A 21874-nucleotide genomic window follows, 5' to 3' on the forward strand; every position below is an offset into this window, starting at 1 on the left:
CTGGGATCTCCTCATGCAGCGCGTAATGCCAAGGAGATCCCAGCTTTCGCTGGGATGACGTGTTGAAACTTAAGCCGAGCGAGCCTGCTGCCAAGCCCAGTCGAGCCAGGGACCGAGCGCCTCGATATCCTTCGTGTCGACGGTCGCGCCGCACCAGATGCGAAGCCCCGGTGGCGCGTCGCGATAGCCCGCGATGTCGTAGGCCGCGTGCTCGGCCTCGAGCAGCGAGGCGATCTTCTTGACGAGCGCGAGCCTGGCGTCGTCGTCGAGCCCTGCGACCGCCTGATCGGCGAACTTGAGGCACACCGAGGTGTTCGAACGCACAGCCGGGTCGGCGGCGAGATGATCGAGCCAGTCATAGCGCTCGACGATCGCGTCGAGCGCCGCGGCATTGGCCTGCGACCGCACCTTCAATGCGTCGAGCCCGCCGAGCTCCTTCGCCCATTCGAGCGCGAAGATATAATCCTCTACCGCGAGCATCGAGGGGGTGTTGATCGTCTCGCCCTTGAAGATGCCCTCTATCAGCTTGCCGCCCTTGGTCATGCGGAAGATCTTGGGGAGCGGCCAGGCGGGGGTGTAGCTTTCGAGCCGCTCGACCGCGCGGGGGCCAAGGATCAGCACGCCGTGCGCGCCTTCGCCACCCATCACCTTCTGCCAGGAGAAGGTGACGACATCGAGCTTGTCCCACGGCATGTCCATCGCGAACACCGCCGAGGTCGAATCAGCGATCGTCAGGCCCTTGCGGTCGTCCCTGATCCAGTCGCCATCGGGCACGCGCACACCCGAGGTCGTGCCGTTCCAGGTGAAAACGATATCGCTGTCCTGGTCGAGTGCGGCCATGTCGGGAAGCTCGCCATAGGGCGCCTTCACCACCTTCGCGTCGATCTTCAGCTGCTTGACGACATCGGTGACCCAACCCTCACCGAAACTCTCCCAGGCAACCATCGTCGCGGGCCGTGCGCCGAGCATCGACCACAGCACCATCTCGACCGCGCCGGTGTCCGATGCGGGAACGATGCCGATGCGATGCGTGTCGGGCACGCCGAGGATTTCGCGCGTCAGGTTGATCGCGTGCTCGAGGCGCGCCTTGCCCAGCTTGGAGCGGTGCGAGCGGCCGAGCGATCCGGTGGCGAGTCTTTCGGGGGCCCAGCCCGGCGGCTTTGCGCAGGGGCCGGAGGAAAAGTGCGGGCGCGCAGCTTTGGTGCCCGGACGGGGTAACGTATCAGTCATTCAGTCTCTCCTTGCAGAGAGCACGCGCGGCGTTGGGACCGCGTGGCCCGCCGCCGCTCCTAGAGACGCGCGCGACGCTGTCAACCCGATTGTCGGCGCGCCGCGCAAGAAAGCATCCGCCATGTGTCGATCCGGGGTTCCAATTTGGCGCGTTTCCGGGGAAACAGGGGCATGTTCGTGCGTCGGGGGTTTCGCGTCCTTTGGGCTCCGTTGATCGCGTCGGTGATGCTTGCCGGCTGCGGAGGAGGAAGCGAGCGCGCGCGCATTCCCGAAAAGAAACCAGTCTATGAGCGCCCGCGTCTCAGCGAACGCGAATTGAATCAGTGCATGGCCGATCTGCGAGCGGCCGACGTGAAATATGATCCGCTGCCCGACCGCGTATTTGGCGGGGGCTGTTCGGCGATCGCATCGGTCAAGCTGCTCGATGTCGGCGTGCCCGTCGCCAATCTCGGCGCGATGCAGTGCCCGCTCGCGCGCACCTTCGCGCAATGGGCCTATTATGCCGCGATGCCCGCGGCGCGGAAATTCTTCGGCAGCGAGCTGGTCAAGATCGAGACGATGGGCAGCTATGCCTGCCGCAACGTCAACGGTGCTTCGACGGGACGGCTTTCGGAACATGCCTTCGCTAACGCGGTCGACGTTGCCGCCTTCATCCTCGCCGACGGGCGACGCGTGACGGTCACCGCGGGATGGAACGGATCATCGGACGAAAGGGCATTCCTGCGCGCACTCCACCAGTCGGCGTGCAAGCGTTTCCAGACCGTGCTCGGCCCCGATTACAACCACGCGCATTATGATCATCTCCATTTCGACATGGGGCGCGGACCCTATTGCCGCTGAAGGGGACATTTCACCCGGCTCGAAAATGGTCTAGAGCCCCGGCAATGACTACAGAACCGATCGTACCGAGCCGCGTCTTTCCGCAAGCGAAGCAGGACGCAGAGACCGCCAAGCACGGCGTGTCGACACCGCAGACCGAACATCCCGCCTATCGGCTCGCCTTCCAGGATCCCGACTTCCTGCTGCGCGAAGATCTGCGCCCCGTGCGCTTCCAGCTCGAGCTCCTGAAGCCCGAATTGCTGCTCAACGAAGCGCGCATCGGCTCGATGATGGTCTTCTATGGTTCAGCGCGCATTCCCGAACCCGCCAAGGCGCAGGCGCTGCTCGAGCTCGCGACCGACGAGCCGAGCCGCCGCATCGCCGAGAGCCTGATTGCAAAGTCCAGATATTACGATGTCGCGCGCGAGCTCGCACAGCTGGCGAGCGAATGCCCGCGCGACATGGACGGCAACCGTCATTTCGTCGTCTGCTCAGGCGGTGGCCCCTCGATCATGGAGGCGGCGAACCGCGGTGCGATCGACGTCGGCGCCGACACGGTGGGGCTCAACATCGTGCTGCCGCACGAGCAGGCGCCCAATGAATATGTGACGCCGTCGCTGAGCTTCCAGTTCCACTATTTCGCCTTGAGGAAGATGCACTTTTTGCTGCGCGCGCGCGCGGTCGCGGTCTTCCCCGGCGGCTTCGGCACCTTCGATGAGATGTTCGAGTTGCTGACGCTCATCCAGACGGGCAAGATCAAGCCGATGCCCGTCCTGCTCTTCGGCCGCGAATTCTGGGAACGCGTCGTCAATTTCGAGGCGCTGTGCGAGGAGGGCGTGATCTCGCCGCGCGACCTCGACCTGTTCCACTTCGTCGAGACCGCCGAAGAGGGGTGGGCGATCGTGCGCGATTTCTATTCGGTGCCCGACTGCGAAGCCGCGGCGATCTGATCGGGCTGGGGCAGGGTGCGCCGTCGCGCGGCGTACCTAAACCTGGCGGCCACACCCCCCGAAAGACTCGTCGAACAGATTGAGCATCGCCTGCCAGGAACGGCGGTCGGCCGTTTCATCATAGGCAAAGCCCGGCATGCCGTAGGAGTCGATCTCGCGGTTGGTGAAGCTGTGGCCGACGCCCCCGTACAGGATCATCTGCCAGTCGACTCCGGCCGCGCCCATTTCTGCCATGAAGGCGTCGCGCTGTTCGGCGCCGACCACGGGATCGTCGACGCCAAGGCAAATCAGCACCTTCGCGCGGATTGCCCTAGCCTCTTCCACCGTGCCCGCAAAGAGGCCCGAATGAAAGCCGACGACGCAGCGGAGGCCGGCGCCGGTCCGCGCCAGCTCGAGCGCCGCAAACCCGCCGAAACAATAGCCGACGGCACCCAGCCTGGATCGATCAACACCGGGATGCTCTGCGAGCAGCTCGAGGGCGGCCGCCATGCGTGTGCGCAGCAGAATCCGGTCGTCGACAAGCGCGCGCGTGAGTTCGCGCATGCGGTCGAGCGCCCCGGGTTTTTCCCCGAACAGGTCAACCGCGAAGGCAACATAGCCAAGCTCGCCCAGCATCCGCGCGCGCAGCTGGGCGTTGGTATCGAGCCCCCCGGACTCATGCGCTACCAATATGCCGGGCACGGTCCCGCCGCCCGAGCCATCGGCGAGATAGCCGGAGAACGAGACGCCTCGCACATCATAGGTGATCGGCTGCAGGTCCATCATGTCCTCCGCGCAGTTGGCCGGGCGGGGTGAAGCCTAAAGCGCCTTCATCCAGAATTGCATCGGTTTTTCGGTCTCGGCCGGATCGCCGATGTCGCGCCAGGCGAAATGCCCGATTAGGCCGTCGATCTTCTCATAGCCGCGCCTGCTCCAGAAGACATCGAGCGGCGTATAGTCGGCGGGGCGGGCGGGATGGTCGTCGGGCCGGATCACAGCGCAGAAGGCGGCGTGGCTGCGGCCAAGCGCGTGGCCCTTTTGTTCGCGGGCGTCAAAAAAGGCGTGGCCGATGCCTTGCCCGCGATATTCGGGCAGCAGTACGGACTCGCCGAAATAATAGATGGTGGAAAGGTCGATGCCGCGCGCCGCGAAGGGCGCGGCGAAATCCTCGGCATGTTCTTCCATCGGTGCTGCGGTGCTCACACCGACAAGCCGCTCGCCGTCGAACGCGCCCACTACGAGCGCATCGCGGCTTTCGGCATAGGGGCGGAGATATTCGGCCTCATAGGCCGGATCGCCTTCGTAGAGATACGGGAAATCGCGAAAGACCGCGATCCTGAGTGCGCCGATTTCAGGGAGGCGGCGGGTGAGCGAATCACCCGCCAGAATCTCGGTGCGGACGCTGGCGCCCGCAGCCGGCATCAATGCGCGGCGGGGGCCGCTGCGTTCTCGGCCGGGGCCGCCGCAGTGTCGGCGGCGGGCGCTGCGCCGGCTGCGGGAAGCGGCAGGTTCGAACCCTGGCTGTTCAGATAGACGATCAGGTTGGCGCGATCCTCGGGCTTGGAGAGGCCCGCAAAGGTCATCTTGGTGCCGGGCGCATATTTGCGCGGGCTGGTCAGCCACTTGTCCATGCCCGCGAAGTCCCAGTTGCCCGGAACGGCCTTGAGCGCGTCGGAATAGGCGAAGCCCGCGACATGGCCGTGTGGCTTGCCCAGCGCGCCCCACAGATTGGGGCCGATGCCGGTGGCGCCGCCCTGGTTGATCGTGTGGCACGCGGCGCACTTCTTGAACACCTCGGCGCCCTTGGCCGGGTCAGCGGTGGGGAGCAGCGTGGCGATGTCGACCGCGGCCGCGCCGCCGGCTTCACCGCCCGCGGGTTCGGCATCGGCGACTTCATAGCCCGGCTTCTCGGGCGCATGGCCCTTGAAATACATGCCGCTTGCGATGGATCCGCCAAGCGCGACGATGCCCGCCGCCAGAACCCACCCCGCAATCGTGTTGAACCGGTCGTCCATCGAAATCCCTCTGCTCCCGGGCGTAATTTTGGGGCACCCTTTATCGGGGCATTGCCCGGACCGCAAGCCGCGCCTTGCCGATCGGGTACATTGTCCCTAAGCGCAGCGGCGCCCATGGAAAACTATCCCGCACCCGCCCGCCGTCTCGTCGCGCAGATGACCGAAGCCGCCGCCGCCGATCCCGCGCGCGCCGTGGCGTTCCAGGGTGCGCCGGGTGCGAACTCGCACATCGCGGCGATCGAGCATTTTCCCGACGGGCTGCCGCTGCCGTGCTTCTCGTTCGACGACGCGATCGATGCCGTGCGCGAAGGGCGCGCGGGCTGTGCGATGATCCCGATCGAGAATTCGCTGCACGGCCGCGTCGCCGACATCCATTTCCTGCTCCCCGAATCCGGGCTGGTGATCACCGGCGAGCATTTCCTGCCGATCCACTACAGCCTGATGGCGCTGGGACCGATCGACAGAATCCGCGAGGCGACGAGCCATCCGCAGGCGCTGGGCCAGTGCCGCAAATGGCTGCGCGCGCGTGGGATCACGTCGGTTGCCTATGCCGACACCGCGGGCGCCGCGGCGCTCGTCGCCGAAATGGGCGATCCCAAGGTCGCCGCGATCGCGCCGCCGCGTGCCGCCGAACTCTACGGGCTGCAGACGCTCGCCGAGGGGCTGGCGGATTCGGACGACAACACCACGCGCTTCGTCGTGCTTTCGCGCGAGGGCGTGACGCTCGCGCCCGACGGCCCGGTGATGACGACCTTCATCTTCGAGGTGAAGAACGTTCCCGCCGCGCTCTACAAGGCGATGGGTGGCTTCGCGACCAACGGCGTGAATATGACCAAGCTGGAAAGCTACCAGCGCGGGGCGAGCTTCGCGGCGACCGAATTCTACGCCGATATCGAGGGCGCGCCGGGTGATCCCGCGGTCGATCGCGCGCTCGAGGAGTTGCGCTTCCACACCAAGTGGCTCCGCATCCTCGGCAGCTACCGCCAGGCGCGGCCGCGCACCGTCGCTTAACCCAGCGCCTCGTCGAGCAGCCGTGCGAGCCGGATCCCGCCGCGCTCGACCTGGAGTCTGAGCGGAGCGATCAGCTTTTCGATCGTCGCATTGTCGAGCGTCACGCGGTTGACGGGCACGGACCCGCAGGGATCGCCGCCATAGGCGCTGGCGTAAACCGTATCGCGCGCGACCTGCCAGTTCTCGCGGCTCCAGTCCTCGACCGAGCCCGCACCCATCGCCGCGCGCTCTTCGGCGCTATAGGTGCGCACCAGCGAAGGCGGCGTCGAGATCGCGCGCTCCGCGAGATAGCCGTCCCAGATTCCGTGCAGGTTCATCCGCTCGGTGACTGCGTCGCCATAGGCGGCCTTGACGCGGTTGCCGCCAAGGTCGCCGCGATCCCCCGCGTGGAGCGGCATGTGCAGGTCGCCGACGAAATGCGTGAGGAAGGCAAGCGCCATGACGCGCTCGCGCAACGGCACGCTCCTGTCGGCGAGCAGCTTGGCATTGCGCTCGATCTGCGCTGACACGCAATTGCCGTCCTTGCACGCAGCCTTCAGATCGAAGGGCTTGCACACGTCGACATTCTGGTAGTGCCAGGAATAGGCGTAGCTGAAGCGCTCTTTCAATGGCTTGACGCAGTCCGCCCAATAGCTCGCCTGCTCGATCGTCGTGACGGGACAGGTCGGCGTCTCGAGCAACCTGCCCTGCCTCAGCAACGCATCGATCGCCGCGCGCGTTTTCGGGCTCACCTGCCGATAGGCGATCGCGGCCACGGTTTCATGGCCATAGTCCCACCATGCTTGGGCGGGGGCGGGAATGAGGAGCAGCGCGCAGAGCAACGTCGGCAGAAACCGGCGCAGCATCAGCCCTCGTCGCCGTAGATCGCGACCTTCTTCACGCCGTCGCTGGTCGCCTTGCCGCGGTACATGCCGGGGGTGTTGAACGACCAGTCGGCGGTGCCACCGGGGCCGGTCACGATGACGCCGCCGGTGCCGCCGAGCGTCCCGAGTTCGGCGATCACCGCATCCGCCGCCTGCTTGGGTGTTTCGCCCTTCATGCGGATGCGCGCGCAGATTTCGTGCGCGACGCCGACGCGGATGAAATATTCGCCCGCGCCCGTCGCGGAGATGGCGCAGGCACGGTCATCGGCATAGGTGCCAGCGCCAATGATCGGCGAATCGCCGATGCGGCCCCAGCGCTTGCCGGTGAGCCCACCCGTCGAGGTTGCCGCGGCGACATGGCCGTTGGCATCGACCGCGACCGCGCCGACGGTGCCGTATTTGAGGTCGACATCGTACCAGCCGACCTTCTTCGCCTTCATTTCGTCGAGCTGGCGCTTGCGTTCGGGGGTGCCGAACCAGCTCGGGTCGACCTGGGGCAAGCCCTGCTCGACCGAGAACTGGTCGGCGCCGGGTCCGCTGAGGAAGACGTGCGGACTCTTTTCCATCACCGCGCGCGCAAGGCTGACGGGATTGCGCGTCCGGGTGGTGCCCGCCACCGCGCCCGCCGCGCGCGTGCGGCCGTCCATCACCGCGGCGTCGAGCTCGTTCTTGCCCTCATAGGTGAAGACCGCGCCACGCCCCGCGTTGAAATGCGGATTGTCCTCGAGCACTTTCACCGCCGCCTCGACCGCGTCGAGCGACGAGCCGCCTACCCCGAGCACCTTCGAGCCCGCCTCGAGCGCCTCGTCGAGCGCCGCGCGCACCTCCCGGTCCTGTTCGGGGGTCAGGCGTTCGCGTTCGATCACGCCGGCGCCTCCATGAATGACAAGCGTCCATTGGGGGGCGGCCTGGGCGGGGGTGGCAGACATCAAAAGGGCTCCGGCGAGAAACAGGAAACGCATGGGGGAAGGACCTCCCGTTCGTGATGGCGCCCCTCTAGCAGAATGGCCGGCACCCTCAACACGCTATCGCCACGCCCGGTTTACGGGTTATGTCGAAGCAGCACCGGGATAACCGCCGGGCGAGGGAGAACGCGATGACGGGGGCGATCGAGACCGAGGCGGGCAGGGCGCGTGGCCAGAGCGAGCGCAAGGTGATCCTCGCCTCGTCGCTCGGCACGGTCTTTGAATGGTATGATTTCTATCTCTACGGGCTGCTCGCGACGATCATCTCGGCGCAGTTCTTCTCGGGCGTCAACGAGACCACGGGCTTCATCTTCGCGCTCGCCGCCTTTGCCGCGGGCTTTGCGGTCAGGCCGTTCGGCGCGCTCGTCTTCGGGCGGATCGGCGATCTGGTCGGGCGCAAGAATACCTTCCTCGTCACCATGGGGATCATGGGGCTTTCGACCTTCATCGTCGGGCTGTTGCCGAGCTATGCCGCGATCGGCGTCGCGGCGCCCGTCATGCTCGTGCTGCTGCGGCTGCTTCAGGGGCTGGCGCTTGGCGGCGAATATGGCGGTGCCGCCACCTATGTCGCCGAGCATGCGCCCGCGGGCAAGCGTGGCCTCTTCACCAGCTTCATCCAGACCACCGCGACGCTCGGGCTGTTCGCCGCGCTGCTCGTCGTGATCGGCACGCGCACCTGGCTCGGCGAGGCGGCCTTTGCGGAGTGGGGCTGGCGCATCCCCTTCCTGATCTCGATCCTGCTGCTCGGCGTATCGCTGTGGATCCGGCTGCAGCTCGAGGAGAGCCCAGTGTTCCTCGCGATGAAGGCCGAGGGCAAGGGTTCCAAGGCGCCGCTGACCGAGGCCTTCGCGCGCTGGGACAATCTCAGGATCGTGCTGATCGCGCTGTTCGGCGCGGTCGCCGGGCAGGCGGTGGTCTGGTACGCCGGGCAGTTCTACGCGCTGTTCTTCCTCGAAAAGACGCTCAAGGTCGATGGCGCCACCGCCAACATCCTGATCGCCATTGCGCTTGCGATCGGCACGCCCGCCTTCGTCTTCTTCGGCTGGCTGTCGGACAGGGTGGGGCGCAAGCCGATCATCCTGATCGGCTGCGCGCTCGCGGCGCTCACCTATTTCCCGCTGTTCGACGCGCTGTCCAAAGCCGCCAATCCCGCGCTTCATGCGGCGCAGGATGTTGCGCCCGTCACCGTGGTCGCCGATCCCGCCAGCTGCTCCTTCCAGTTCGACCCGATCGGGCGCAACAAATTCGAGGATTCGGGCTGCGACATCGCCAAGTCATGGCTCGCGAAGGCGGGGGTCGGTTATACCAATGCCGAAGCCCCTGGCAGCGAGGCGCGTGTCTCGGTCGGCGAGGAATCGGTCGCCTATGCAGGCGATGCCGCAGCGTTCCGTCAGGAACTGGACGCCGCGATGGTACGGGCGGGCTATCCCGCCAAGGCCGATCCCGCCGCGATCGACAAGCCGCTCGTGGTGCTGATCCTGACCATCCTCGTGCTCTACGTCACGATGGTCTATGGCCCGATCGCGGCGCTGCTCGTCGAGCTGTTCCCGACGCGGATCCGCTACACCTCGATGTCGCTGCCCTATCATATCGGCAATGGCTGGTTCGGCGGCTTCCTGCCGACCACGGCCTTCGCGATGGTCGCTGCCACGGGGGATATCTATTACGGCCTCTGGTACCCCGTCGCGATCGCGGCGCTCACCGTCGTGGTCGGGCTATTGCTGCTGCCCGAGACCTTCCGCCGCGCGATCGACGAATGAGGCTTTCGGGCGTGGCGGCCGGAACCCCTTCAATCCGATCACCAGCCTGAAGCCCGGAATCTCGCGCCCCACGCGATAGAAGATCCAGCAGCCCGCGATCGTGGCGACGACGAGCAGCGCGAACTGTACCGCGGGTGCGAGTGCCGCGCGGATCATCCACCAACCGAGCAGCACGATGATCGTCTGGTGGATGATATAGAAGGGGAAGACCGCCTCGGTCAGCACCGCGCGCGCGGGATGTTCGCGGTTGAGATAATGGTCGGCGAGCCCGATCAGCGCGACGATCGCGCACCAGCCCTGGACGATGCGCAGCGCGTCGATCAGCGTGTCGGCTTCGGGCGGTATGGCGATCCAGACCGCAACGACACCCGCATAGGCCGCGAGCGCCGCGATCCCGGCCATGCGCCACGTCGCGCGAATCGCGCGCCACAGGCTATCGCTAGCCGCGAGCAGCCAGCCGAACAGGAAGATCGGCAGATAGACGACATGCGCGCCAATATCGTCGAACAGCGCATGCGTCTCGTCGGCGCCGGGGAACAGCACGAATTCCTGGAGCGCAAGCAGCAGCATCGGGGTGACGAGGATCAGCGGCCCGGCAAGCACACGTTCGGCAATCCGGGCGATGGCATGCCTTGCGCGCCCGGGCACCAGCACCAGCGCCGTCCCGAGCGCCATCGAATAGGCCCAGAGATAGGCGACGAACCAGAGATGGTTCCACGTCGGCAGGATGATCCCCTCAAGCGTGCCGAAACGGAAATAGTCGTGCGCCCAGAAATGCGCGAAGCCCTGCGCATAGCCGTGCTTGAACATCAGCTCGATCCAGGATTGCGGGGGTACGATTATCGCGACGCCAAAGAAGAGCGGGATCAGCAGGCGGGCGCTGCGCGAGCGGAGGAAATGGCCGGGTCCGTCGAGCCTGGCCATCAGCTTGCAGCTCGCATAGCCCGACACCGCGAAGAGCAGCGCGAGCCGCCAGGGATTGACCGCCATCATCGGGATCGCGGCCCAGTCGAGCGGATGCGCGGTCTTCACGTGCCAGTCCCAGGGCACGAAATACATGCCGATATGGTAGAGTATGAGCAGCCCGAACGCGCCGATGCGCAGCCAGTCCATCCCGTAATGCCGGCCCTGGTCCACCGATCGCTCTCCCGTCCCCGCGCGGTTCCGCCGCGTCGTTTCATTGCCTTCTATCGGTCGGCGCGCTTCGGCGCTATAAGCCGCGCGGCAGACAATTGCAGAGTAGTTGAAGAATGTCCGTTCGTCCCTGGCGCGATATCGCGCGCCGCCAGTCGCGCCAGATCATGGTCGGCAATGTTCCCGTCGGCGGCGACGCGCCGGTCAGCGTGCAGACGATGACCAACACGCTGACCTCCGATCCGAAGGCGACGATCGACCAGATCCGGCGCTGCGAGGATGCGGGCGTCGACATCATCCGCGTCTCGTGCCCCGACGAGGAATCGACCGCTGCGCTGAAACAGATCGTGCGCGCCGCGCGCGTGCCGATCGTCGCGGACATCCATTTCCATTACAAGCGCGCGCTCGAGGCCGCCGATGCCGGCGCCGCGTGCCTGCGCATCAATCCGGGCAATATCGGTTCGGAAGCGCGCGTGAAGGAAGTTGTCGACGCCGCCAAGGCCAATGGCTGCGCGATCCGCATCGGCGTCAACGCGGGCAGCCTCGAAAAGGACCTGCTCGAAAAATATGGCGAGCCCTGTCCCGAGGCGCTCGTCGAAAGCGCGCTCGATCATATCAAGCTGCTGCAGGACCAGGATTTCCACCAGTACAAGGTCGCGGTGAAGGCCAGCGACGTCTTCCTCGCGGTCTCGGCCTATATGGGGCTCGCCGAGGCGGTCGATTGTCCGCTGCACCTCGGCATCACCGAGGCGGGCGGGCTGATCGGCGGGACGGTCAAGTCGGCGATCGGCATCGGCAACCTGCTCTGGGCGGGGATCGGCGACACGATCCGTGTTTCGCTCTCGGCCGAGCCTGAGGAGGAGGTGCGCGTCGGCTACGAGATCCTCAAGTCGCTCGGTATCCGGACGAGGGGCGTGCGCGTCGTCTCGTGCCCCAGCTGCGCGCGTCAGGGCTTCGACGTGATCCGCACCGTCCAGACGCTCGAGGAGCGTCTGCAGCACATCCACACCCCGATCTCGCTCTCGGTGCTGGGCTGCGTCGTCAACGGCCCGGGCGAGGCGCGCGAAACCGATATCGGCATCACCGGCGGCGGCAACGGCAAGCACATGGTCTATCTGTCGGGCGTGACCGACCACCATGTCCAGGACGCCGACATGGTCGAGCACATCGTGAAGCTCGTCGAGGCCAAGGCCGCCGAGATAGAGGCAGCTGGTGCGGTGGCCGACGCCGCCGAATAGGTGCTATCCTTCATTTGGGTATCGCGCTAGGATGCGGTACCCAAAGGAAGCACCATGACCCATCACGCCAAGATCATCGCCGGCGGCAAGATCGTGATCCCCGCGGAGCTGCGGCGCGAGCTGGGGCTGCAAACGGGCGATACGCTCGTGATCGAGCGTGAGGGCAACGCGCTCGTCCTCAAGACCTATCTGCAGGTGGTGAAGGAAGTGCAGGCCGAATTTCGCGCTATGATGAAGGAGCCCGACAGCGTCGATGCCTTCATCGCTGATCGCCGCGCCGAAGCCGAGCGCGAATGAGCAATGTCATAGATTCCTCGGTGGTGCTGGCGCTGCTTTTCGGAGAGGTCGGCGGGGAAGAGATCATATCGGTCCTGCATGATGGCCATCTGTGCGCGGTTAATCTGATCGAGATACTTTCGCGCGCGGATGATCGCGGCATCCCCGCAGATCATGCGCGCCAGATGGTCGAGCGGCTGCAATTGCAAGTGCACCCGCTGGACGAGAACCGAGCGCGCGCTGCGGCGGCTTTGCGTCCGGCAACGCGGCATCTGGGACTCTCGCTTGGTGACCGGACATGTCTGGCGCTCGCGAGCACGCTGCAACGCGAGGCTGCAACCGCCGATCGTGCCTGGGCGACGCTCGATATCGGTATCCCGATCCGCTTGATCCGTTGAACCGATGACGACCGCCAAATCCAATATTGCGGCGCGCGCATTCGGCGTCGCCACGCTGGGCATCGCCGTGTTCTCGGCGATGGACGCGATGATGAAGGGGCTCTCGATCGAGATCGGCGCCTATAACGCGATGCTGTGGCGCTGTGTCTTCGGGCTTGCGATCGGCGCGCCCATGTTCGTGCTGATGCGCAAGACATGGCCCGCGCGCCCCGTGCTCGTCCTGCATTTCTGGCGTGGGGTGACCGCGGGGGGATCGGTGCTGCTGTTCTTCTGGGGGCTCGCGCGCGTGCCGATCGCGCAGGGCGTGGCTTTAAGCTTCGTCGCGCCGCTCGTCGCGCTCTTCCTCGCCGCCGTCGTGCTCAAGGAAAAGGTCGGACGCACCGCGATCTCGGCATCGGGGATTGCCTTTGCGGGCGTGCTCGTGATCCTCGCGGGTCAGGCGGAGGCTGATATGGGGCCCGAGGCGTTTCGCGGCGCGATCGCGATCCTGATCGCGGCGGTGCTCTATGCCGTCAACCTCATCGTTGCGCGGCGCCAGTCGCTTGTTTCCGATCCGGTCGAGGTCGCGCTGTTCTTCAACATCGTCGCGGGCGCGCTCTATGCGCTCGCGGCACCCTGGCTGGCGATCGTCCCCGCCGCCGACCAGATGCCCCGGCTTTTCGTCTGCGCGCTGTTCGCCTTTGCCTCGATGATGCTGCTCGCCTGGGCCTATGCGCGTGCCGAAGCGCAATATTTACTCCCTGTTGAATACACCGCCTTTATCTGGGCAGCGCTGCTCGGATGGTGGGTGTTCGATGAGTCCGTCTCCGCGCTGACCGTCATTGGCGCGCTGATGATCGTGGCAGGATGTCTGCTTGCCGCGCGGCGCAAGCCCGAACCGATTACGCATGCAGAGGCTGCATTATGATCGCGCGCATCAACAGGCACCTGAAGCAGCGGCTGTACGACCAGCTCTGCCGGCCCGTGCTGTCGACGCCGCCGATCCGGCCCGCTAACGACGGGGTCGTGCTGTTCTCGATGATGGGGACGGCGGTGCTTATCCCCTATCTGGTGGCGGTGAAATCGCTGCACCATCACCTCCGCCGCGGGCGCGTGATGCTGCTCGACGACGGCACGCTGACCGCGGGCGATCGCGCGCTGCTGAAGGCGCATCTCGGTGATCCCGAGATCCTGTCGATCCGCGATGTCGATGTCGGCCCGTGTCCCAATGGCGGCGCGTGGGAACGGCTGCTGGCGCTGTTCGATCGGAGCGCGTCGGACTATATGATCCAGCTCGATTCGGACACGGTGACGGTCGGCCCGGTTCCCGAGGTCGCCCGTGCGATCGACGCCAATCGCAGCTTCACGATGCTTGGCAGCGATCTGGTGGCAGAAGCGGCGGTGCTCCCTGCCGCCGAGTTCGTTCGCCGGAATTTCCCGCACGGTACGTCGGGCATCTCGCTGAGCGAAAGCCATGTCCAGCGCGCGATCGAATCGGTGATGGACCGCGTTGCGGTGCCGGGGCTGCGCCTGCCGCATTATGTCCGCGGCTGTGCGGGATTTGCGGGTTTCGCAAGGGGTGGGGACCGCAGCCTCGCGATGCGTTTCTCCCAGGCCGCCGAGGCCACACTCGGCCGCGCCAAATGGAGCCAGTGGGGCAGCGAGCAGGTTGCATCCAACTTCGTCATCGCCAATGGCAACGGTCCGATCCTGCTTCCCGCGGATCGCTACGTGAATCACTGGAACACGCCATTGCCCGAGGACCCACGCATGATCCACTTCATCGGCACCTATCGCTTTCACGGCACCGAATATTTTGGACGCTCGCGCGCCGCTATCCGCGCGTTGGGGAGGGGCGCGGCATGAGCGTTTCGATCCGCGCTGCGGTGCCCGGCGATGTCGGGCTGATCCACGATTTCATCCGTGGACTCGCCGAATATGAGAAGCTTGCGCATGAGGTGCGCTGCGATGTCGCGCTGCTCGAGCGCAACCTGTTCGGCCCGCGCGCGCATGCAGAGGTGCTGATCGCCGAGCTGGATGATCAACCCGTCGGCTTCGCGCTGTTCTTCCACAATTTCTCGACCTTCGAGGGGCGTGCCGGCATCTATCTCGAGGATCTCTACGTCGTGCCCGAGGCGCGCGGATCGGGGGCAGGGCGCGCGCTGCTCTCTCGGCTGGCGGCGCTTGCGGTCGAGCGCGATTGCGCACGGCTCGAATGGTCGGTGCTCGACTGGAACGAGCCCGCGATCAGCTTTTATCGCTCTATCGGCGCACGGCCCATGGACGAATGGACCGTCCAGCGACTCGACGGCGCGGCGTTGCGCGCGCTCGCGGCGGCATGAGCGTCGATACCGGCCTGGTCGACTGGGTGACCGAGGCGCTAGCGTCGATGGGGCATGTCTCGATGCGAAGGATGATGGGCGGGGCGACGCTCTATCTCGACGGCGTTGTGTTCGCGATCGTCGATGATGCGCGGCTGTGGTTCAAGGCCGATGCCGAGAGCGATGCGCGCTGGGACGCGGAGGGTTGCGAGCGCTTCACCTTCTTGATGGGCGACAAGCCCGGCACCCTGAACTATCGCGCCGCGCCCGATGCGGCGTATGATGATGCCGACGCGATGCGCGAATGGGCCGCGCTGGCGCTCGAGGCGGGGCTGCGCGGCGTCGCGCGGAAGAAGCCGAAAAGGCCAAAGGCGTCTTGACGTCATTCGCGCTTCCACGCGGCGGGCTGTGGCGTCTATAGGGCGGGCGACATTATTGGAGTGCACGACAATGTTCCGGCGGATTGACGACAGCATTGCGGTTTCCCCGCAGATCACCCCCGATCAGGTCGCCGCCGCCGCCGCCGATGGCGTGACGATGATCATCAACAACCGTCCCGATGAGGAAGAGGCGGGGCAGCCCGCGGGCGCCGAGATCGCCGCCGCCGCCGAGGCCGCGGGGATCGCGTATCGCGCCATCCCGGTCACCCATGCGGGCTTTTCGGCGAACCAGCTCGAAGAGATGAACGCCGCGCTCGACGCCGCGGGCGGCCCGGTGCTCGCCTATTGCCGCTCGGGCACGCGTTCGACCTATCTTTGGGCGCTCGCGCGCGCCCAGCGCGGCGAAGCGCCCGACATGCTCACCGCCAAGGCGGCGGACGCGGGCTATGACCTTTCCTCGATCCGGGCGATGCTCGACGCGCTCAGCGGAGGCCGATGAACTGGCTTTTGCTGGCGGGATCGCTGGCCGGGGTTTTGGGGCTCGCGCTTGCGGCGCGGCTGCTCGGGCTGGGTGAGGAAGCGCGCATCGTCAACGCGGAACACGCGCTTGCGGTGGCGGACGAGGTCGACAGCGGCTTCGAGCCCGTCGCCGTGGCGGTCGATCGCGCGGGCTATGCTGCGCTGTTGCGCGACAAGGCAGGGCGGATGATGCTGATCCGCGCGCATGGCGGGCATTTCGTGGGGCGGCTGCTGCACCCGCCGGTCGAGGCGCGGCTCGATCGCGACATGTTGACGCTCGCGCCCGATGGTCCGATGTTCGGATCGGTGACGCTCAATCTCGGCAAGCAGGCCTCGGTCTGGGCGAGCCGGTTGCGCGATTTGGGGAACACGATCCATGCCTGAGCTGCCCGATCCGGTGAATCTGGCCGTACCGGGCTTCGTCCTGCTGGTCGCGCTCGAAATGCTCGTCGCGCGCTGGCGTGGGCGGCACCGCTATGATCCGAAGGACACGCTGACCTCGCTCTTCCTGGGATTTGGTAGCACGATCGCGGGTGTGCTGACCGGTGGCGCGATGCTCGCAATGGCCGTGTGGTTCTGGAACAACCGGCTGTTCGACATCCCCTATGCATGGTGGGTATGGCCGCTTTGCTTCGTGCTCGACGATCTCGCCTACTACGCCTTTCACCGTTCGGCGCACCGCGTCCGCTGGTTCTGGGCGAGCCATGTCATCCATCATTCGAGCCAGCACTATAATCTCTCGACCGCGCTCAGGCAGACCTGGACGGGCTTCTTCAGCCTGGCTTTCGTCTTCCGCCTGCCGCTGTTCCTGATCGGCTTCCCGCCCGCGATGGTGTTCTTCTGCGCCGGGATCAACCTGATCTACCAGTTCTGGATCCATACCGAAGTGATCGGCCGCATGCCGCGCTGGTTCGAGGCGGTTATGAACACGCCCTCGCACCACCGCGTCCACCACGCGACCAACCCCCGCTATCTCGACAAGAACTATGCCGGGGTCTTCATCATATGGGACCGCATGTTCGGCACCTTCGTGCGCGAGCGCGACGACGATCGCCCGCGCTACGGCATCGTCAAGAATCTCGGCAGCTACAATGTGCTCTGGGCGGCGTTCCATGAATGGGCGGGGATCGCCAGGGACGTGTGGAAGGCGCCCGGCCTGATGAACAAGTTGCGCTACATGATCGCGCCGCCGGGCTGGAGCCATGACGGATCCCGCGATTCGAGCGAGACGATCCGCGCCCGCTGGCAGGCGCGTCTGCAGCATGACGGCTGAACCCGCGATCGGCGTGACCGAGGGCGCGGACGTCGTCGCGCTCGGGGGGGAACTGCTGGCGCTGTGCCGCGCGGTCTTTCCCGATTTCTCGCCCGACTATCTGCTCGGCCGCCTGCCGCGGCTCGAAGGCGTGGCATTGGTTGCGGCGCGCGATGCGGCGGGCCGCCTGATCGCGTTCAAGCTCGGCTATCGGCGTGGCGATACGCTGTTCTATTCCTGGCTGGGTGGCGTCCATCCCGATGCGCGGCGGCTCGGGCTCGCGCGGCGGCTGATGGCGGCGCAGCATGAATGGGCGCGGCAGGCGGGCTACAGCCATATTGAAACGCGCACGCGTGCCGCCAACAATCCGATGATCATCCTCAATCTGAAGAGCGGTTTCACGATCGCGGGCTTCGAGGTCGACAAGGCCGGGATTCCCGTCGTCATCCAGCGCGCCATCCTCACCTGATCCTCGCCGCGGCATGCCCTTGCGCTCGCGCAAAGTTACGTTAACGTAAACGTTCGACGCCGGAAATCGGCGCGTTGCGAGGAGAGGGTGATGGACGAAGTCGATGTGGTTGTGGTGGGCGGCGGCTCGGGCGGCAGCGCCGCGGCGGGGCGGCTCGCGGAGGACGGGCGGCTGAGCGTCGCGCTGCTCGAGGCGGGGGGCACCAACGACAACTGGCGCGTCAAGGCGCCCGGCATGATGCCCTTCCTTCCCGATGCCGCGAACTGGCGCTTCGAAACGGTGCCACAGACGGGGCTGGGCGGGCGCCGCGGCTATCAGCCTCGCGGGCGGGGGCTTGGCGGGTCGAGCGCGATCAACGCGATGATCTATATCCGCGGCAGCGCCTGGGATTATGACAACTGGGCGGCGCTCGGTTGCGACGGTTGGTCCTATGCCGATGTGCTTCCGGTCTTCCGCGCGTGCGAGGATAACGAACGGGGCACCGACGACTGGCACGGCGCGGGCGGGCCGCTCTCGGTAAGCGACCAGCACAGTCCCAACCCCGGCAGCCTCGCCTTTGTTGAGGCCGCGGCGGGCCTTCAGCTCCCGCGCAACCACGATTTCAATGGCGCACAGTTCGAAGGCGTCGGCCTCTATCAAGTGACGCAGCGCGGCGGCGAACGCTGGAGCGCCGCACGCGCCTATGTCGAGCCCAACCGCAGCCGGATCGACGTGCGCACCGGCGCGCTGGTCGAGCGCGTGCTGATCGAGGATGGGCGCGCGGTGGGCGTGGTCTATCGGCGCGGTGGCCGCACGCACACGGTCCGCGCGCGCCACGCGGTGATCGTCGCGGGCGGCGCTTTCGGTTCGCCGCAGACGCTGATGCTGTCGGGCATCGGGCCCGCCGACCATCTGCGCGCGCATGGCATTCCCGTGCTGCTCGACCGGGCAGCGGTCGGATCGGACCTGCAGGACCATATCGACTATGTCGCGGGTTATGAGACGGCGGGCGCGCCCTTTCTCGGCCAGTCGCTCGGCGGCACGATCACTTCTTTGAAGGGCATGGTCGAATGGCTCCGCCATCGCTCGGGGCCCTTCACCACCCCCTATGCCGAAGCGGGCGGCTTTGCGCGGACGCGGCCCGATCTGGCGGTGCCCGACATACAGTTCCACTTCGTCCCCGCGCTGCTCGAGGATCATGGCCGCACCAAGGTGAAGGGGCATGGCTTTTCCTGCCATGTCTGCGTGCTCAGGCCCGAAAGCCGCGGCAGCGTGCGGCTAGCCTCGGCCGATCCCACGGCACCGCCCGCGATCGATCCCGCCTTCCTGACCGATGATCGTGACGTCGGCACGCTGCTTGCCGGAGTCAAGCTGATGCGCCGCATCCTCGAGGCGCCGCCGCTCTCGGACTTTGCGGGGCGCGACCGGTATATGGCGGGGATCGATGCCGATGAAGCGATGATCGAGGTCATCCGCGCGCGCGCCGACACCGTTTATCACCCCGTCGGCACCTGCCGGATGGGGCCCGACGACGCCTCGGTAGTCGATACGCGACTGCGGGTGCGTGGCGTGGATGGGCTCTACGTGGCCGACGCCTCGATCATGCCCCGGCTTGTGAGCGGCAACACCAATGCCCCTTCGATCATGATCGGCGCGCGCTGCGCCGATTTCGTGCGGGCTGATCTGGCCGCATAATAGAAAAGGGCCGGCGCCTTTGGGCGCCGACCCCTCTCTCCCCACTCAAAGGCTTCAGAAGCCCTTGCGGACCGTAAGCCCGATGGTGCGCGGCTGGCCCACCTGGAAGCCCAGACGCGCCCGCCCGCCGCGTTCGCGGTCGAACGACAGGATCGCATTCTCGTCGAGCAGATTGTTGACGTAGAGCGTGATGCCAAGCTCGTTGTCGAACTGGACGCCCGCGCTCAGGTTGACCAGCTGATAGTCGGGCAGCTTCAGGTCGAGCGTGGTCGCAGCCGTCGCGGGCATGCCCGCAAAGGGCAGGCCGTGGACGAAGGTGCGCGGATTGTTCTCCTGATCGCTCGGCTGGGTGAACCGGCTGCCGACATGCTGGACCGATGCGGTGAAGAAGGCGTCGGTACCGCTGTCGTCAATCGGGAAGGTGTAGGTCGCCGCCGCCGTGATCTGGAACTTGGGCACGGTAGGCAGGCGATTGCCTTCGCGGATGCCGCCGAGCACTGCGCCCGTGCCATCAACGACTGTGGAATCGAACTCGGCTTCGACATAGCTGCCCGCCACCGACAGATCGAGCCCGGTCACCGGCGTCGCGCTCATTTCAGCCTCGATGCCCATGGTGTGCGCCTTGGGCACGTTGAAGACGACGCGCGATGAGCATGATCCCGCGTCGAGCGTGACCTGCAGGTTCTTGATGTCGGTGTAGAAGCCAGCCGCGTTGAAGGTGAAGACGCCGGTCTGCGCCTTCACGCCCGCTTCATAGTTCCACAGCGTTTCGTCGTTATAGTCCTGATAGCCGCCGAAGATCGCCTCATCCTCGGGGGTGCAGAGCGGCAGGTTCAGCGGGTCGTTGACGCCGCCGAGGCGGAAGCCCTTCGAAACCTGCGCATTGAGCGTCACATCGTCCGACGCTTCATAGCTCAGCAGGAAGCGCGGTGTGATGCCGCTTGCCGAGGTCTTGTCGCGGTTGTTGTCGCCATTGGCGAAGAGGCCGCCCGAAATGAAGCGACGCTCCTCGTTATAGGAATAGTAGCGCGCGCCTGCCGTGGCGGTGAGGGGGCCGAATTCGTAGCTCGCCTCGCCGAAGATCGCGAGCTGGTTCAGGTCATAGGGCAGGTCGGCATTGTACGGCGAATCCGCCGGGAACCCGTTTGCCACCGCGGCCGACGTCCCCGCGCCTAGCTCGGCGTCGGTAAAGGCGTCATAGCCCGGCGTGGGTAACCGCTGCGCATATTTGCGGTCGGTCTTCGAATAGAATCCGCCGACCAGCCACTGGAACGGGCCGTCCTCGCCCGAGGCGAGGCGCAGCTCCTGCGTGAACTGGCCAAGGTCGGTCGTGTCGCGCAGGTTGGATGGCAGCATCACCGCTGCGTCGGGGAAGCCGAGGTCAACCGAGACGCTGCCCGTTAGCGCGCTGGCATCGCGGCTGACGAGGATGTTACGGTCGGTGTAGCTGGTGACCGAGGTGATATCGATCGGCCCCGCCTCGACGTTCATCGTCAGGTCGGCGAGGAAGAATTCGTCCTGGAACGCTTCCTTGAGCAGCAGATATTGCTGGCGCTCCTTGAAATCGACCTGCGGGCGGGTCGTCGTGAACTGGTTGGCGTAGAGGTTGAACTCTTCCTGGCGGTTGAAACCGTCGGTCGAGATCTTCTGATAGACGATGCGCGGGACGATGGTGAAATTGTCGCTCGCCTGGATCAGTGCGGACAAACGCCCGCCCGCGCGCCAGCCGTCGTTGACGTTCTTCGCCTCGTCCGCGCCTTCGCGCAGCGCGTCGATGAAGCCCGCATATTGCGTATAATAGCCAACCGCGCGGATCGCGAAGCCGTCACCGACGGGGAGGTTGATCGCGCCCTTGATATGGCCGCCGACATCGTCCTCGTCGACCATGTTCACATTGGCTTCGACCTTGCCCTCGACCACGCCGAGCTTGGGCTGGTTGGTGATGTAGCGCAGCGTGCCGCCAACCGAGCCCGAGCCGAACAGCGTGCCCTGCGGGCCGCGCAGCGTCTCGACGCGGTTGAGATCGAACAGGTCGATATCGGGGGTGAAGAGCGAGAGCGAGATGACCGATTCATCGAGATAGATGCCGACCTGCTCCTTCACGCCGGGCTGATCGCGAACGATCTGGCCGGCGGAAACGCCGCGCACGGAGACCTGGCTCTGGCCGGGCCCGAGATTCTGGATGGTGAGGCCCGCGACGTTGCGCGACAGATCCTCGATGGTGCTGGCGTTGGCGCGCTCGATATCGGCTTCGGTCTGCGCGTTGATCGAAAAGGGAACGTCCTGGACGGTCGAGGCGCGCTTGGTGGCGGTGACGACGATGTCGCGGCCCTGATCGGGGGCCTCGGGCTGGGGCTCCTGCGCAGCCGCGGGTGTCGCCGCCACGATTAGTGCCACGGCGCAGACGCCCGCAGCAAGCCGATATTTTTTATAAGCAACGTCCAGATAACCAGACATAGTATGTCTCCCTGAGTTTATCGTTCTTGTCTTGTGATAAAATTGTGTGCGCGCGCTCACAAGTTGGCCGCGGCGATTTTGGCGGGGCGTGTCTTTTCTGCATCAAACCAAAAAAGGGCCGATGCGTCGCCGCACCGGCCCAGTCAGTTCGCAGGAGGAACTCCTTGAGGGGGGCGGGGGGTTGG

General features: G+C 65.9%; 24 protein-coding genes. 16 read left to right on the plus strand and 8 right to left on the minus strand.

The window, feature by feature from the left end; translation table 11 throughout:
- Positions 1 to 69: 69 nt before the first annotated feature.
- A complete protein-coding gene (locus AC3WJD_RS09660; protein WP_492746399.1) occupies positions 70 to 1230 on the minus strand; it encodes a phosphoserine transaminase in 1161 nt (386 codons plus the stop codon).
- 327 nt (positions 1231 to 1557) lie between these two features.
- Here AC3WJD_RS09660 and AC3WJD_RS09665 point away from each other — a divergent pair, with 327 nt between their 5' ends.
- Together AC3WJD_RS09665 and AC3WJD_RS09670 are read left to right on the plus strand one after the other, a co-directional pair.
- Entirely contained in the window at positions 1558 to 2070 is a 513-nt protein-coding gene (locus AC3WJD_RS09665; RefSeq protein WP_492746400.1) for an extensin-like domain-containing protein, read from the plus strand.
- A 44-nt stretch (positions 2071 to 2114) separates the two neighbouring features.
- Positions 2115 to 2999 carry an LOG family protein gene (locus AC3WJD_RS09670; protein WP_492746401.1) on the plus strand — a complete coding sequence of 295 codons (885 nt, stop codon included), beginning with the start codon at positions 2115 to 2117 and terminating at the stop codon, positions 2997 to 2999.
- Positions 3000 to 3035: 36 nt separating this feature from the next.
- Here AC3WJD_RS09670 and AC3WJD_RS09675 read toward each other — a convergent pair whose 3' ends face one another.
- Genes AC3WJD_RS09675 through AC3WJD_RS09685 form a run of 3 tightly spaced genes read right to left on the minus strand, consistent with a single transcriptional unit; the run spans position 3036 to position 4993 of the window.
- A complete protein-coding gene (locus AC3WJD_RS09675) occupies positions 3036 to 3764 on the minus strand; it encodes a dienelactone hydrolase family protein (RefSeq protein ID WP_492746402.1) in 729 nt (242 codons plus the stop codon).
- Positions 3765 to 3797: 33 nt separating this feature from the next.
- A complete protein-coding gene (locus AC3WJD_RS09680) occupies positions 3798 to 4400 on the minus strand; it encodes a GNAT family N-acetyltransferase (RefSeq protein ID WP_492746403.1) in 603 nt (200 codons plus the stop codon).
- The gene (locus tag AC3WJD_RS09685) at positions 4400 to 4993 is read right to left on the minus strand and encodes a c-type cytochrome (protein ID WP_492746404.1); all 594 of its coding nucleotides are present in this window, start codon (positions 4991 to 4993) and stop codon (positions 4400 to 4402) included. Before AC3WJD_RS09685 ends, AC3WJD_RS09680 begins: the two co-directional genes overlap by 1 nt.
- A gap of 114 nt (positions 4994 to 5107) precedes the next feature.
- Here AC3WJD_RS09685 and AC3WJD_RS09690 point away from each other — a divergent pair, with 114 nt between their 5' ends.
- A complete protein-coding gene (locus AC3WJD_RS09690) occupies positions 5108 to 6004 on the plus strand; it encodes a prephenate dehydratase (protein WP_492746405.1) in 897 nt (298 codons plus the stop codon).
- Here AC3WJD_RS09690 and AC3WJD_RS09695 read toward each other — a convergent pair.
- Both AC3WJD_RS09695 and AC3WJD_RS09700 read right to left on the minus strand, forming a co-directional pair.
- Positions 6001 to 6849: a S1/P1 nuclease gene (locus tag AC3WJD_RS09695; protein WP_492746406.1), complete on the minus strand. Its 849-nt coding sequence runs from the start codon at positions 6847 to 6849 to the stop codon at positions 6001 to 6003. The genes AC3WJD_RS09690 and AC3WJD_RS09695 overlap by 4 nt on opposite strands.
- Positions 6849 to 7796 carry an isoaspartyl peptidase/L-asparaginase family protein gene (locus AC3WJD_RS09700; protein WP_492746407.1) on the minus strand — a complete coding sequence of 316 codons (948 nt, stop codon included), beginning with the start codon at positions 7794 to 7796 and terminating at the stop codon, positions 6849 to 6851. Before AC3WJD_RS09700 ends, AC3WJD_RS09695 begins: the two co-directional genes overlap by 1 nt.
- 167 nt (positions 7797 to 7963) lie before the next feature.
- On the opposite strand from AC3WJD_RS09700, the gene AC3WJD_RS09705 reads away from it, so the two are divergent.
- On the plus strand, positions 7964 to 9592 hold the full coding sequence (locus AC3WJD_RS09705) for an MFS transporter (protein ID WP_492746408.1): 1629 nt from the start codon (positions 7964 to 7966) through the stop codon (positions 9590 to 9592).
- Here AC3WJD_RS09705 and AC3WJD_RS09710 read toward each other — a convergent pair.
- On the minus strand, positions 9548 to 10729 hold the full coding sequence (locus tag AC3WJD_RS09710; protein WP_492746409.1) for an acyltransferase family protein: 1182 nt from the start codon (positions 10727 to 10729) through the stop codon (positions 9548 to 9550). The two genes, AC3WJD_RS09705 and AC3WJD_RS09710, sit on opposite strands and share 45 nt — an antisense overlap.
- A gap of 113 nt (positions 10730 to 10842) precedes the next feature.
- On the opposite strand from AC3WJD_RS09710, the gene ispG reads away from it, so the two are divergent.
- From ispG to AC3WJD_RS09770, 12 genes are all read left to right on the plus strand, one after another.
- Entirely contained in the window at positions 10843 to 11964 is a 1122-nt protein-coding gene (gene ispG / locus AC3WJD_RS09715; protein ID WP_492746410.1) for a flavodoxin-dependent (E)-4-hydroxy-3-methylbut-2-enyl-diphosphate synthase, read from the plus strand.
- Between the two features lie 54 nt (positions 11965 to 12018).
- Positions 12019 to 12261, plus strand: coding sequence for an AbrB/MazE/SpoVT family DNA-binding domain-containing protein (locus tag AC3WJD_RS09720; protein WP_492746411.1), 243 nt, complete (start codon positions 12019 to 12021; stop codon positions 12259 to 12261).
- The gene (locus AC3WJD_RS09725) at positions 12258 to 12638 is read left to right on the plus strand and encodes a type II toxin-antitoxin system VapC family toxin (protein ID WP_492746412.1); all 381 of its coding nucleotides are present in this window, start codon (positions 12258 to 12260) and stop codon (positions 12636 to 12638) included. Before AC3WJD_RS09720 ends, AC3WJD_RS09725 begins: the two co-directional genes overlap by 4 nt.
- Positions 12639 to 12642: 4 nt before the next feature.
- The gene (locus tag AC3WJD_RS09730) at positions 12643 to 13545 is read left to right on the plus strand and encodes a DMT family transporter (RefSeq protein ID WP_492746413.1); all 903 of its coding nucleotides are present in this window, start codon (positions 12643 to 12645) and stop codon (positions 13543 to 13545) included.
- Complete coding sequence (locus AC3WJD_RS09735; protein ID WP_492746414.1) at positions 13542 to 14483, plus strand: hypothetical protein; 942 nt, start codon at positions 13542 to 13544, stop codon at positions 14481 to 14483. The genes AC3WJD_RS09730 and AC3WJD_RS09735 overlap by 4 nt, the downstream gene beginning before the upstream one ends.
- Positions 14480 to 14959, plus strand: coding sequence for a GNAT family N-acetyltransferase (locus AC3WJD_RS09740; RefSeq protein WP_492746415.1), 480 nt, complete (start codon positions 14480 to 14482; stop codon positions 14957 to 14959). The genes AC3WJD_RS09735 and AC3WJD_RS09740 overlap by 4 nt, the downstream gene beginning before the upstream one ends.
- Positions 14956 to 15318 (plus strand): TfoX/Sxy family protein, encoded by a 363-nt coding sequence (locus tag AC3WJD_RS09745; protein WP_492746416.1) that lies wholly within the window; start codon positions 14956 to 14958, stop codon positions 15316 to 15318. The genes AC3WJD_RS09740 and AC3WJD_RS09745 overlap by 4 nt, the downstream gene beginning before the upstream one ends.
- A gap of 70 nt (positions 15319 to 15388) precedes the next feature.
- Positions 15389 to 15817, plus strand: a complete 429-nt coding sequence (locus tag AC3WJD_RS09750) for a protein tyrosine phosphatase family protein (protein ID WP_492746417.1) — start codon at positions 15389 to 15391, stop codon at positions 15815 to 15817.
- Positions 15814 to 16221, plus strand: coding sequence for a hypothetical protein (locus AC3WJD_RS09755; RefSeq protein WP_492746418.1), 408 nt, complete (start codon positions 15814 to 15816; stop codon positions 16219 to 16221). The genes AC3WJD_RS09750 and AC3WJD_RS09755 overlap by 4 nt, the downstream gene beginning before the upstream one ends.
- Entirely contained in the window at positions 16214 to 17110 is an 897-nt protein-coding gene (locus AC3WJD_RS09760) for a sterol desaturase family protein (RefSeq protein ID WP_492746419.1), read from the plus strand. The genes AC3WJD_RS09755 and AC3WJD_RS09760 overlap by 8 nt, the downstream gene beginning before the upstream one ends.
- Entirely contained in the window at positions 17100 to 17558 is a 459-nt protein-coding gene (locus AC3WJD_RS09765) for a GNAT family N-acetyltransferase (RefSeq protein ID WP_492746420.1), read from the plus strand. Before AC3WJD_RS09760 ends, AC3WJD_RS09765 begins: the two co-directional genes overlap by 11 nt.
- Before the next feature lie 90 nt (positions 17559 to 17648).
- Positions 17649 to 19232: a GMC family oxidoreductase gene (locus AC3WJD_RS09770; protein WP_492746421.1), complete on the plus strand. Its 1584-nt coding sequence runs from the start codon at positions 17649 to 17651 to the stop codon at positions 19230 to 19232.
- A 54-nt stretch (positions 19233 to 19286) separates the two neighbouring features.
- On the opposite strand, the gene AC3WJD_RS09775 is transcribed toward AC3WJD_RS09770, so the two are convergent.
- A complete protein-coding gene (locus AC3WJD_RS09775) occupies positions 19287 to 21689 on the minus strand; it encodes a TonB-dependent receptor (protein ID WP_492746422.1) in 2403 nt (800 codons plus the stop codon).
- Positions 21690 to 21874 lie beyond the last annotated feature (185 nt).

The organism is Sphingobium sp. FW306-1B-F04DB, assembly GCF_058781925.1.

Coding starts and splice junctions, on each gene's coding strand:
- AC3WJD_RS09735 (WP_492746414.1), top strand. CDS start 13,542: ATGATCGCGCGCATCAACAGGCACCTGAAGCAGCGGCTGTACGACCAG.
- AC3WJD_RS09755 (WP_492746418.1), top strand. CDS start 15,814: ATGAACTGGCTTTTGCTGGCGGGATCGCTGGCCGGGGTTTTGGGGCTC.
- AC3WJD_RS09665 (WP_492746400.1), top strand. CDS start 1,558: ATGGCCGATCTGCGAGCGGCCGACGTGAAATATGATCCGCTGCCCGAC.
- AC3WJD_RS09685 (WP_492746404.1), bottom strand. CDS start 4,993: ATGGACGACCGGTTCAACACGATTGCGGGGTGGGTTCTGGCGGCGGGC.
- AC3WJD_RS09740 (WP_492746415.1), top strand. CDS start 14,480: ATGAGCGTTTCGATCCGCGCTGCGGTGCCCGGCGATGTCGGGCTGATC.
- AC3WJD_RS09720 (WP_492746411.1), top strand. CDS start 12,019: ATGACCCATCACGCCAAGATCATCGCCGGCGGCAAGATCGTGATCCCC.
- AC3WJD_RS09670 (WP_492746401.1), top strand. CDS start 2,115: ATGACTACAGAACCGATCGTACCGAGCCGCGTCTTTCCGCAAGCGAAG.
- AC3WJD_RS09775 (WP_492746422.1), bottom strand. CDS start 21,689: ATGTCTGGTTATCTGGACGTTGCTTATAAAAAATATCGGCTTGCTGCG.
- AC3WJD_RS09730 (WP_492746413.1), top strand. CDS start 12,643: ATGACGACCGCCAAATCCAATATTGCGGCGCGCGCATTCGGCGTCGCC.
- AC3WJD_RS09725 (WP_492746412.1), top strand. CDS start 12,258: ATGAGCAATGTCATAGATTCCTCGGTGGTGCTGGCGCTGCTTTTCGGA.
- AC3WJD_RS09750 (WP_492746417.1), top strand. CDS start 15,389: ATGTTCCGGCGGATTGACGACAGCATTGCGGTTTCCCCGCAGATCACC.
- AC3WJD_RS09680 (WP_492746403.1), bottom strand. CDS start 4,400: ATGCCGGCTGCGGGCGCCAGCGTCCGCACCGAGATTCTGGCGGGTGAT.
- AC3WJD_RS09700 (WP_492746407.1), bottom strand. CDS start 7,796: ATGTCTGCCACCCCCGCCCAGGCCGCCCCCCAATGGACGCTTGTCATT.
- AC3WJD_RS09760 (WP_492746419.1), top strand. CDS start 16,214: ATGCCTGAGCTGCCCGATCCGGTGAATCTGGCCGTACCGGGCTTCGTC.
- AC3WJD_RS09705 (WP_492746408.1), top strand. CDS start 7,964: ATGACGGGGGCGATCGAGACCGAGGCGGGCAGGGCGCGTGGCCAGAGC.
- AC3WJD_RS09690 (WP_492746405.1), top strand. CDS start 5,108: ATGGAAAACTATCCCGCACCCGCCCGCCGTCTCGTCGCGCAGATGACC.
- AC3WJD_RS09675 (WP_492746402.1), bottom strand. CDS start 3,764: ATGATGGACCTGCAGCCGATCACCTATGATGTGCGAGGCGTCTCGTTC.
- AC3WJD_RS09765 (WP_492746420.1), top strand. CDS start 17,100: ATGACGGCTGAACCCGCGATCGGCGTGACCGAGGGCGCGGACGTCGTC.
- ispG (WP_492746410.1), top strand. CDS start 10,843: ATGTCCGTTCGTCCCTGGCGCGATATCGCGCGCCGCCAGTCGCGCCAG.
- AC3WJD_RS09745 (WP_492746416.1), top strand. CDS start 14,956: ATGAGCGTCGATACCGGCCTGGTCGACTGGGTGACCGAGGCGCTAGCG.
- AC3WJD_RS09660 (WP_492746399.1), bottom strand. CDS start 1,230: ATGACTGATACGTTACCCCGTCCGGGCACCAAAGCTGCGCGCCCGCAC.
- AC3WJD_RS09695 (WP_492746406.1), bottom strand. CDS start 6,849: ATGCTGCGCCGGTTTCTGCCGACGTTGCTCTGCGCGCTGCTCCTCATT.
- AC3WJD_RS09770 (WP_492746421.1), top strand. CDS start 17,649: ATGGACGAAGTCGATGTGGTTGTGGTGGGCGGCGGCTCGGGCGGCAGC.